8 protein-coding genes and 1 tRNA gene are annotated in these 9,415 nt (G+C 75.6%); 4 read left to right on the forward strand and 5 right to left on the reverse strand.

Annotated elements, in window-relative coordinates; all coding sequences use genetic code 11:
• Nucleotides 1-89: 89 nt before the first annotated feature.
• Complete coding sequence (locus tag ACFWTC_RS37730; protein ID WP_384030441.1) at nt 90-2,117, reverse strand: hypothetical protein; 2,028 nt, start codon at nt 2,115-2,117, stop codon at nt 90-92.
• A gap of 269 nt (nt 2,118-2,386) precedes the next feature.
• On the opposite strand from ACFWTC_RS37730, the gene ACFWTC_RS37735 reads away from it, so the two are divergent.
• Both ACFWTC_RS37735 and ACFWTC_RS37740 read left to right on the forward strand, forming a co-directional pair.
• Nucleotides 2,387-2,953 (forward strand): sigma factor-like helix-turn-helix DNA-binding protein, encoded by a 567-nt coding sequence (locus ACFWTC_RS37735; RefSeq protein WP_383918873.1) that lies wholly within the window; start codon nt 2,387-2,389, stop codon nt 2,951-2,953.
• Nucleotides 2,950-4,086 (forward strand): hypothetical protein, encoded by a 1,137-nt coding sequence (locus tag ACFWTC_RS37740; protein ID WP_383918876.1) that lies wholly within the window; start codon nt 2,950-2,952, stop codon nt 4,084-4,086. Before ACFWTC_RS37735 ends, ACFWTC_RS37740 begins: the two co-directional genes overlap by 4 nt.
• Nucleotides 4,087-4,219: 133 nt before the next feature.
• On the opposite strand, the gene ACFWTC_RS37745 is transcribed toward ACFWTC_RS37740, so the two are convergent.
• Nucleotides 4,220-4,304, reverse strand: a tRNA-Leu gene (locus ACFWTC_RS37745).
• A gap of 239 nt (nt 4,305-4,543) precedes the next feature.
• Nucleotides 4,544-5,485: a beta-ketoacyl-ACP synthase III gene (locus tag ACFWTC_RS37750; protein WP_383918879.1), complete on the reverse strand. Its 942-nt coding sequence runs from the start codon at nt 5,483-5,485 to the stop codon at nt 4,544-4,546.
• Nucleotides 5,486-5,689: 204 nt separating this feature from the next.
• Between ACFWTC_RS37750 and fdhD the strand changes: the two genes are divergently transcribed.
• Nucleotides 5,690-6,520, forward strand: a complete 831-nt coding sequence (gene fdhD / locus ACFWTC_RS37755) for a formate dehydrogenase accessory sulfurtransferase FdhD (RefSeq protein ID WP_383918883.1) — start codon at nt 5,690-5,692, stop codon at nt 6,518-6,520.
• A gap of 31 nt (nt 6,521-6,551) precedes the next feature.
• On the opposite strand, the gene ACFWTC_RS37760 is transcribed toward fdhD, so the two are convergent.
• Together ACFWTC_RS37760 and ACFWTC_RS37765 are read right to left on the reverse strand one after the other, a co-directional pair.
• Nucleotides 6,552-6,983 (reverse strand): (2Fe-2S) ferredoxin domain-containing protein, encoded by a 432-nt coding sequence (locus ACFWTC_RS37760; protein ID WP_383918886.1) that lies wholly within the window; start codon nt 6,981-6,983, stop codon nt 6,552-6,554.
• Nucleotides 6,984-6,992: 9 nt separating this feature from the next.
• Entirely contained in the window at nt 6,993-8,027 is a 1,035-nt protein-coding gene (locus tag ACFWTC_RS37765) for a bile acid:sodium symporter family protein (RefSeq protein WP_383918888.1), read from the reverse strand.
• Nucleotides 8,028-8,161: 134 nt separating this feature from the next.
• On the opposite strand from ACFWTC_RS37765, the gene ACFWTC_RS37770 reads away from it, so the two are divergent.
• A complete protein-coding gene (locus ACFWTC_RS37770) occupies nt 8,162-9,013 on the forward strand; it encodes a LysR family transcriptional regulator (protein WP_383918891.1) in 852 nt (283 codons plus the stop codon).
• Nucleotides 9,014-9,415 lie beyond the last annotated feature (402 nt).

Genomic DNA, 9,415 nt, shown 5'->3' on the forward strand with positions numbered 1-9,415 from the left:
CTGTCGCGAGGGTGTCCAGGTCCGTCTTCACACACTGACATTGGACGCCCTCGTCCTATGTCCGCAGGCCATCCCTTGGACTCACTCATCTAGTCCCGGCCCCCGGAGGCACCGTCGAGCGCGGTGATCCGGGCTCCGCTCGCGAGGCGGCCCGTGAGGGAGACCGGGGCCCCCTCCGGGCCGGCGGGCGCCGCCAGGGTCCGGCCGTTCGCCTCGGCCCGCACCGCGCCTGCCACGGTGATCCCGGCCACCTCGCGGCTCCCCGCGGCCACCAGGTACCAGCGGCCCGCGGGCGAGCGCCACCGGGTGCCCGCGAGCAGGTGCTGCCCGAAGCGCCCGCAGGCCGCCGTGGAGCGAGCCCGCGCCACGTCCTGCGGCGGCCCGGCCGGCGGGCGCAGCTGGACGAGCACGTCGCCGGGGCCGGCCCAGCCGGAGGCGCGGGTGCAGGACCACACGGCCCGGCCGCCGCCGTCGGGGAGCTCGGAGCCGGCGAAGTCCCAGACGTTGACGGCGCGGACGGCGCCGCCGCCCAGTTCCCGCAGCCGGCACGCGGTGGGCGCCCAGGCGGCCCGCGCGGCCGGCCCGGTGGCCTCGCGCGGCTGCCGGGCGGCTACGGCGCCGGGGCCGTCCGGCAGCGGCGTGTAGGTGAGGTGGACCGGGGAGAGCGCGCCGAGGTCGGCGAGGACGAAGGAGTGCTTCTCGACGATGCGGGCGGAGGAGGTGAGTTCGAGTACGGGCCAGGACCCGCAGTACCCGGCCGTACGGGGCACCGCCGCCGGAGCCGTGACCCCGTCGGGGGCGACGGCCAGCGGCGCGCCCCCGTCCCCGGTGCGGAGCAGGTCGCGGGTGGAGGCCCGCTCGATCCACGGGGCGAGCAGGTAGCGGGCCGGGCCGTCGGCGGAGGGCCGGACCAGGGTCAGCGCGGCCGCGGTGGTGACCCCGGCCTCGTCGGTACGCGCGAAGGCGAGCTCCCGCTCGCGGGGCCCGGCGGCTGCTTCGGCGTAGCGGACCACGCGGTCCCCGTCGAGCAGCAGCACCACGGCCCGGCCCTCGCTGTCGCCCGCGTACAGCAGCTGCGGGGGCCGGGTGGGCGGGTCGGTCACCGTCCCGGGGGCGGCGGTGACGGGGACCCCGCCCGGCCGGGCCGCCCACGTGCCCAGCGCCCGCGCCAGCAGCGCCCGGTCGGCGGTGCGCCCGCCGCGGGCCGGCCAGGCGGTGAAGTCCACCCGGGCGGTGTCGGCCCAGGTCTGGGCCGGGACCCGGAGCAACCGGCCGGGATCCAGGGCCCGTGCGGCCACCAGCCCGGCGGCGGGCGTGGCTTCCGGGCGCGGCGCCGACGCGTCGGCCGCCAGCACCCCGGTGACCAGCGCGCACACGGCGGCGGCGGCCCACCCGGCCCGGGCCAGGCGGCGGCGCCGGAGCAGGTCGGTGGGGCGGGCGCTGACGACGCTGGCGTCGAACTCCGGGTTGCGCAGGGTGGCCAGGAGAGGTGCGCCGACGGGCAGCGCGAGCGCCTCGCGCACCGCGTCGGCGGGGTCGTCCGCGCCGGCCTCCCCGAGGAGCCGGACGGCCGCCTCCTCGGGGAGCCCGTCCATGCGGTGCAGGACGAAGGCGGCCCGGACCGGCCCCGGCGCGCCCGCCAGCACCCCGGCCGCCTCGTCGATCCCGCCGGCCGGGGGCCAGAGCCGCAGCCCCCACACGAAGGGCGGGACGGGGGGCCAGCCGGTCTTCGCCAGGACGGAGCGGATCCGGCCGGACGGGGCGAGGGAGGCGCGCAGCACCCGTACCCGTACCTCGGAGAGCGGCCCGCCTGGGCTGTCGGGGCCCGCCAGGGGGCCGGGGCCGCCCGGGCTTCCCGGCCCGGGAGGTCCTGCCGGCCCGCCGGGTCCGCCGGGTCCGCCCCCGCCGCGGGGTCCGCCGGGCCCGGTGCCCGTGCCCCCCAGCCCCCTGGGCAGCGCGTGCTGCACGGCCCGGTGCGCCAGCAGCACGCGGGTGTGGCGCCCGAGGGGCTCGGGGAGGGTGAGGTAGGCCAGCCGTACCAGCTGGGGGTACTGCTCGACGAGGACCGCCTCGGCCTGCTCGACGGCGGTGGAGCCGAATCGCTGCGATGTGCTCACCCTCCGACAAACGAGTGAATCGTGCGATGGTCACACGCAGTGCACCCCTCCGCCGTCCGGGACCACCCGTGCGGCATATGCATATGCGCTGGCCGGGGCGCTGGACGATCGACATCGATCGCGATCCGATCATCACCGAACGTAATATTTCCAGCTTTCTCCTCTGCGCCCCCGAGTGCGCCCGCGCTGATTACCTGGTCCGCACAGGGGATGAGGGGGAACGGGGTGGAGCGTTGAGCGAAGGCGGAACGGAGGAGCCCGGTGGAAGCGTGGGACTGCCGAGCCGGCACCGGCGGCCGACTCCCATGAGCCAGTGGGATCCGACGGCACGCCTGTCCTACTGGGCCTTCCACACCAACCGGCGGCCCGCGTACATGCGCTTCGCCTACCTGCACCTCGGCTCCGACGCGGGCGCTGAGGACGCGGTGGACGCCGCCTTCGACTCGATCATGGCCGAGTGGCTCCGGATGCTGCACATGGACCGGCTGGACGCGTACGCCTGGACCGTCTTCAAGGGCTGCATCGTCGTCCGGCAGCACCACCGCGAGCCCTGGCGGCAGCGGCCCGAGCCGATGGACACCAGCGCCTTCGAAGCGGCCCTCAAGGAGGCCCGCGCCGACCGGTACGAGGTGCTGACCGACACCATCCGCTTCTACTCCGCCGTCTCCCGGCTCGTCGAACGGCAGCGCGACGCCGTCCTCCTGCGGTACGGCCTGCAGTGCAGCCCCGGTGAGGCCGCCGCGGTGATGGGCGTCGACGAGGCGACCGTCCGCTCGCACCTCGGCCAGGCCCACCGGCGGCTCGCCCGCCTGCTCGACGCGCCCCCCGGCTCATGAGGCCCCCCGACGGACACGGGTTCCGCGAGGACCACGCGGCCCCGCGCTCCCTGGTCGAGTTCCTCGCCCGGGCCGGCGTGCGCGAGCGCTACCCGCACTACGACCTCGGCGCCGCCGAGGCCCGCCTGCTGCGCGCCACCCCGCACGCGCCCGTCCCCGGACACCGCGCGCGGCGGCCGTCGGCCCATGGCTGGAGCGACCCCGCACGGGACTGCCCGCTCGACGCGGAGCGGGCCCGCCGCGACCTCAAGGCCGCCTGCCTGGCCGCCGTCTGCGCGTCGAAGGCCGAGGCGCAGCTCGCCTCCTTCGTCGCCGGCGGCCACGCCGACCTGCCCGGCGCGGTCGTCTTCGGCTGCCTGCTGTACCTCGCCGGGCTGCGCGAAGGGGCCGGGTTCTGGTGGCAGTTCGCCGCCGGGTCAGGGAGCGCGCGGACCTCCTCGGCCGCGTACTGCCTCTTCCTGGAGCACTCGCGGCGCGGCGAGCACCACGACGCCCGGTTCTGGGCCCGCGAGCTGGGCCGCCGGGGCTTTCGGCCGGGCGGCCGCCGGGACCTGCGCGAGGTGCGGCTGTGCGCTCAGGCCGCCGTGCTGCGTTACGTCGACCAGCCGGACGATCCCGACCTGGGCCCGGTGCCCCTGCCGAAGCCCGGGCTGACCACGGTGCTGGCCGCGTTCCGGCCGCCCGCGCCGGTCGCCGTGCGGGTCGCGGCGCGGCGGCTGTCCACCGGTCCGCTGCGCCACCCGGCGCTGACGGCGGCCGCCCGCGGAGCCCTCGTCCGGGCCGGGGCCGGCGAGGCCCTGGCGGTGGCGCGCCGGGCCCTGGCCGTCGTACGGGTGCTGGAGCGGTACCCGCTGGGCGTACGGCTGGCCCGTTCCGCGCGTACGCCCCCGGGGTCGTCTGCCCGGCGGTCCCGATCGCCGCGGGCGACGCCGCCGGGAGTCTCGCGCTCTCGCTGCCGGCGGCCCCCGCCCACCGGCTGCGCCCGGCCACCGGGACGGCGCGCCGCACGGCGGTCCCGGCGCTCCTCGCGCTGCGCCTGTCGGGCGGGATCCCGCCGGACGCCGCCGACGCCGGGGACCGGCCCCGGCTGTCGCTCCCCCACGCCTTCACCCCGGTCACGGTGGGCACCCTGACGACCCCGAACGGCCTGGTGGTCCTGCGGCCCTGAGCCCCGAAAGGCGCCCGGCCCGCCCGGGGCCGACCGGCAGTCCCCGTACCGGAAACGCGAAAAACCCCACCGGAGTGGGGTTTTCGTCTGTGTATGTGTGTCCGAGGGGGGACTTGAACCCCCACGCCCGATAAAGGGCACTAGCACCTCAAGCTAGCGCGTCTGCCATTCCGCCACCCGGACCAGGTGGTCGGCCCCGGTTTCCCGCGGCGACATGGACAACCATAGCAAAGGATCGCCGGGCTTCCGACCACTTATTCGCACCGCGATCGTCCGCCACGCCGTGCTGACCTGCGGGCATGCGCCGATGAGCCTTACGAGACGATGCGTCTCGCCAGGTGCGGGGGCGGGCGGCGGGGACGGGAACGCACCGCGCCCCCGCCCTGTCCCGCGGGGCGGGGAGGGCGGGGGCGCGGTGGACGTCACGGGCAGCTGATGACCTGGCCGGCGTAGGAGAGGTTCCCGCCGAAGCCGAAGAGCAGGACGGGGGCCCCGGAGGGGATCTCCCCGCGCTGCACCAGCTTGGACAGGGCCATCGGGATGCTCGCCGCCGAGGTGTTGCCGGAGTCGACGACATCGCGGGCGATGACGGCGTTCACGGCGCCGATCTTGGCGGCGAGGGGCTCGATGATCCGCAGGTTCGCCTGGTGGAGGACGACGGCGGCCAGCTCCTCGGGGGCGACCCCGGCCTTCTCGCACACCTTGCGGGCCAGCGGCGGGAGCTGGCTGGTGGTCCAGCGGTAGACGGACTGGCCCTCCTGGGCGAAGACCGGCGGCGAGCCCTCGATGCGGACCGCGTTGCCCATCTCGGGCACGGAACCCCACAGCACCGGACCGATGCCCGGCTCCTCGCAGGCCTCGACGACGGCCGCCCCCGCACCGTCACCGGTGAGCACGCACGTGGTGCGGTCGGTCCAGTCGGTGATCTCGGTCATCTTGTCGGCGCCGATGACCAGCGCACGGGTGGCCGAGCCGGCCCGGATGGCGTGGTCGGCGGTGGCAAGGGCGTGGGTGAAGCCCGAGCAGACGACGTTGATGTCCATCACGGCCGGGTTGCCGCTCATGCCCAGCTTGGCGGCGACGCGCGCCGCCATGTTGGGCGAGCGGTCGATCGCGGTGGAGGTCGCCACCAGGACGAGGTCGATGTCGTCCGGGGTCAGGCCGGCGCCGGCCAGGGCCTTGCCCGCCGCCTGGAAGGCCAGCTCGTCCACCGGTTCGTCCGGGCCCGCGATGTGGCGGGTCTTGATCCCGGCCCGGGACCGGATCCATTCGTCGGTGGTGTCGACCATGGCCGAGAGGTCCTCGTTGGTGAGCACTCTCGCGGGCTGGTAGTGCCCTAGCGCCACCACGCGTGAACCGGTCATGGGCGGGGTCCCCCCTCGTTGGCAGTCATGACCACCCAGCTTCGCCTGCTACCGATGGGTACGAGTGCGCGTGATCCGACAGGATTCGGGCACCGGAATTTGGAGATTCCCGAGGATCTGGCTGCCGGGAGCGCTGCGGGAAGCGGAACGGCGACAATAAGTCTGTCGGCCGCGGTGGAAAACAGAACGAGGTGGGGGAACACCATGGGACGCGTCACCGAGCGCCGCCGGGTCGTGCGGATCCGGAACGGGGTCACCGGGGTGCGCCCGGACACGCTGGTGACCGAGGAGCCGCTGGAGATCCGGCTGAACGGAAAGCCCCTGGCGATCACGATGCGCACCCCGGGGGACGATTTCGCGCTCGCGGTGGGCTTCCTCGTGAGCGAGGGCGTGCTCGGCGCGGCGGCGGACGTGCGCGCCGTCACCTACTGCGAGGGCGCCACCGAGGACGGGTCGAACACCTACAACGTCGTCAACGTGCAGTTGGCGCCCGGTGTCCCGGTGCCGGACATCACGCTGGAGCGGAACGTCTACACGACCTCCTCCTGCGGGCTGTGCGGCAAGGCCAGCCTGGACGCGGTCCGGACGGCGAGCCGCTTCCCGGGCGCCGCCGCCGGAGATCCCGTACGGCTGTCCGCGGAGCTCCTGGCCCGGTTCCCGGACCGGCTGCGCGAGGCCCAGAAGGTCTTCGACCGTACGGGCGGCCTGCACGCGGCGGGGCTCTTCACGGCGGCGGGCGAGCTGCTGGACGTACGGGAGGACGTGGGCCGGCACAACGCGGTGGACAAGATCGTCGGACGGGCGCTCCGGGCCGGGCTGCTGCCGCTGACGGGCGCGGTCCTGCTGGTGTCGGGGCGGGCCTCGTTCGAGCTCGTCCAGAAGGCCGTGATGGCGGGCATCCCGGTGCTGGCGGCGGTCTCGGCGCCGTCCTCGCTGGCCGTGGACCTGGCGCTGGAAACGGGGATGACGCTCGTCGGGTTCCTGCGGGGACCGGACATGAACGTGTACGCGGGCGAGGAGCGGATCACGGTGTAGCCCCGCACCGGTACCTCTCTCCCGCCCCGCCTCAGCGGCCGCGGCGGGAGCGGCGCGAGGGGTTCACGGCCGGTTTGGGCTCGGGCGGATCGATGCGGTGGAGGTCCAGGGTGTCCGGGACGGGGGTGGTGCCGGGGCCGCCCGATCGGGCCCAGGCGATGATCTCGTCGGTCGCGGTGTCGTCCAGAGCCCAGCCGAACCAGGTCGCGCGGGCGCCCCGGCGGCGGGCCTCGCTGGTGGGCTGGACCACGATGACGTTGGCCTGCGCGCAGGGGCCGAGACACTCGCTCGTACGGACGGCCAGTCGGCCCCCGGAGTCGGCGGCGGCCGCGCGCAGCCGGGCGAGCTGGCCGGCGTGGTCGGAGCCGGGGTTCTTGCGGGGGTCCCCGCAGCAGCAGCCCCGGCAGACCACCAGGGTGCAGGGGCGTTCGGCGCGGGCGGCGATCGGGCGTATCCAGGTCACCGCCGCACGTTACCGGGCCCGGGGGACGGGGTGTTGGGGCACCCGGGAGACCTCCGCCACACGGTGGGGCGCGGGTTCGGCCTCGCGGGCCCGGCGGCGGGCCAGGACGGCGCAGACCATCAGCTGCATCTGGTGGAAGAGCATCAGCGGCAGTACGGCCAGGCTCGCGTGCGCCCCGAACAGCACGCCGGCCATGGGCAGTCCGGCGGCCAGGCTCTTCTTCGAACCGGCGAACTGGATGGCGATGCGGTCCGCGCGGTCGAAGCCGAGCCGCTCGGCGCCGTACCAGGTGATCAGCAGCATGACGGCCAGGATGACGGCCTCGACCAGCATCAGGGCGCCGAGGCGCGGGGCGCTGACCTGGCGCCAGATGCCCGCCACCATGCCCGCGCTGAAGGCGGCGTAGACGACGAGCAGGATCGAGCCGCGGTCCACGTGGCCGAGCACGGAGCGGTGGCGGGTGAGGAGGCCGCCGACCCAGCGGCGCGTCACCTGTCCCAGGACGAAGGGCAGCAGGAGCTGGAGGACGATCTTGAGGAGGGAGTCGGCGGAGAGGCCCCCCGCGTCGCCGGCGAGCAGTGCGGCCGCGAGGAGGGGGGTGAGGAGGATGCCGGCGAGGCTGGAGAAGGAGCCGGCGCATATCGCGGCGGGGACGTTGCCCCGGGCCATGGAGGTGAACGCGATGGAGGACTGGATGGTCGAGGGGACCAGGCAGAGGAAGAGCAGGCCGCCGTAGAGCGGGGGCGTCAGGAGGGTGGGCACGAGGCCGCGGGCGGCGAGGCCGAGGAGGGGGAAGATCAGGAAGGTACAGGCGAGCACGGTGAGGTGGAGCCGCCAGTGGCGCAGGCCGTCGAGTGCCTCGCGGGCGGAGAGGCGGGCGCCGTAGAGGAAGAAGAGCAGGGCCACGGCCGCGGTGGAGGCCCCGTCGGCGAGGGTGGCGACCGGGCCGCGGGCCGGGAGCAGGGCGGCGAGGCCGACGGTGCCGAGCAGGGCCGGCACGTACGGGTCCAGGGGCAGCCGGGCGTGGAGGTGCGGGCGGCGCATGCGCGGGGCTCACTTGCTGTCGGGGGCGCGGGGGCGGGGCCGGTGCCCTGCATTTCCATGGTCGGGGCCGCGCGGTCATCGGGAAACCCGCACACCGAACTCACTGTCATCACGATGCGCGATAGCCTGGCGCCATGTACGACCCGGTCCAGCTGCGGACGTTCCTCACGGTGGCCCAGACGCTGAGCTTCACCCAGGCCGCCGGACGGCTCGGCGTGCGGCAGTCGACGGTCAGCCAGCACGTGCGGCGGCTGGAGGACGCCACGGGCCGGCCGCTGTTCGTCCGGGACACCCACAGCGTGGAGCTGACGGAGGACGGCGAGGCGCTGCTGGGCTTCGCGCGGACGATCCTGGAGGCGCACGAGCGGGCGGCCGCCTTCTTCGCCGGGACGCGGCTGCGGGGGCGGCTGCGGTTCGGGGCCTCGGAGGACTTCGTGCTGACTCGGCTGCCGGAGGTCTTGGAGGGCTTCCGGCACGAGCACCCGGAAGTGGACCTGGAGCTGTCGGTGGAGCTGTCGGGGACGCTCCACGAGCGGCTGGACGCGGGCCGGCTGGACCTGGTGCTGGCCAAGCGGAGGGGTCCGGGCGACGAACGGGGCCGCCTCGTCTGGCGGGACCGGATGGTGTGGATCGGGGCGGAAGGCCTGCGGGTGGACCCCGAGCGGCCGGTTCCGCTGATCGTCTTCCCGCCGCCGGGGATCACGCGGGCCCGGGCGCTGGAGGTGCTGGAGCGGGACGGCCGCGCGTGGCGCATCGCCTGTACGAGCGGCAGCCTGAGCGGCCTCGTCGCGGCGGCCCGGGCCGGGCTCGGCGTGATGGCCCACACCCGGGGGCTGATCCCGCCGGGCCTGGTCCGGGTCGGGGGGCTGCCGGAACTGGGGCCGGTGGAGTTCGCGCTGCTCCAGGGGCGGCGCCCGACCCCCGCGTCGGACGCCCTGGCCGCCGCCGTCCTCACAGGCACCGATCGCCTGACCCGCCCGGCCTGAACCCCGCCCCGCTCCCTTGACCCCGCCGGACCGAACCGGCCGCCCGGCGGCCCGCGCACGGGAACTGATGGCCGGCCCGGGGCAACCGGCACAACGGCGAAGGCAGCGGCTCACACACCGGCGCGGTCGGCGGACCCGCGCCCGGACACCCCCGCGGGGCGGGGTCGCGCAGGAGGGTCCTCGCAGGACGAGCGCGCAACCCGGCCGCACCGTCACAGCCCCCGCTCCGTGCGCGAGCCGAGGAGACCCTCCGGAGGGACCCGCCCCACACCCACCCCGGCACGACGGACCACCCGTCCCACCGCCCGCCCCCCCCCGTTATGTTTTTCGTGGTCCTGCAATGGGGCCGCTGGCCTCCGGGCCCGGTATGACTGTGTCCCCTCTGTCGAACGAATGACCTGG

Origin of the sequence: Streptomyces sp. NPDC058619, assembly GCF_042717785.1 — a bacterium.
Classification (GTDB): domain Bacteria; phylum Actinomycetota; class Actinomycetes; order Streptomycetales; family Streptomycetaceae; genus Streptomyces.

Coding starts and splice junctions, on each gene's coding strand:
- ACFWTC_RS37740 (WP_383918876.1), top strand. CDS start 2,950: ATGAGGCCCCCCGACGGACACGGGTTCCGCGAGGACCACGCGGCCCCG.
- ACFWTC_RS37750 (WP_383918879.1), bottom strand. CDS start 5,485: ATGACCGGTTCACGCGTGGTGGCGCTAGGGCACTACCAGCCCGCGAGA.
- fdhD (WP_383918883.1), top strand. CDS start 5,690: ATGGGACGCGTCACCGAGCGCCGCCGGGTCGTGCGGATCCGGAACGGG.
- ACFWTC_RS37765 (WP_383918888.1), bottom strand. CDS start 8,027: ATGCGCCGCCCGCACCTCCACGCCCGGCTGCCCCTGGACCCGTACGTG.
- ACFWTC_RS37770 (WP_383918891.1), top strand. CDS start 8,162: ATGTACGACCCGGTCCAGCTGCGGACGTTCCTCACGGTGGCCCAGACG.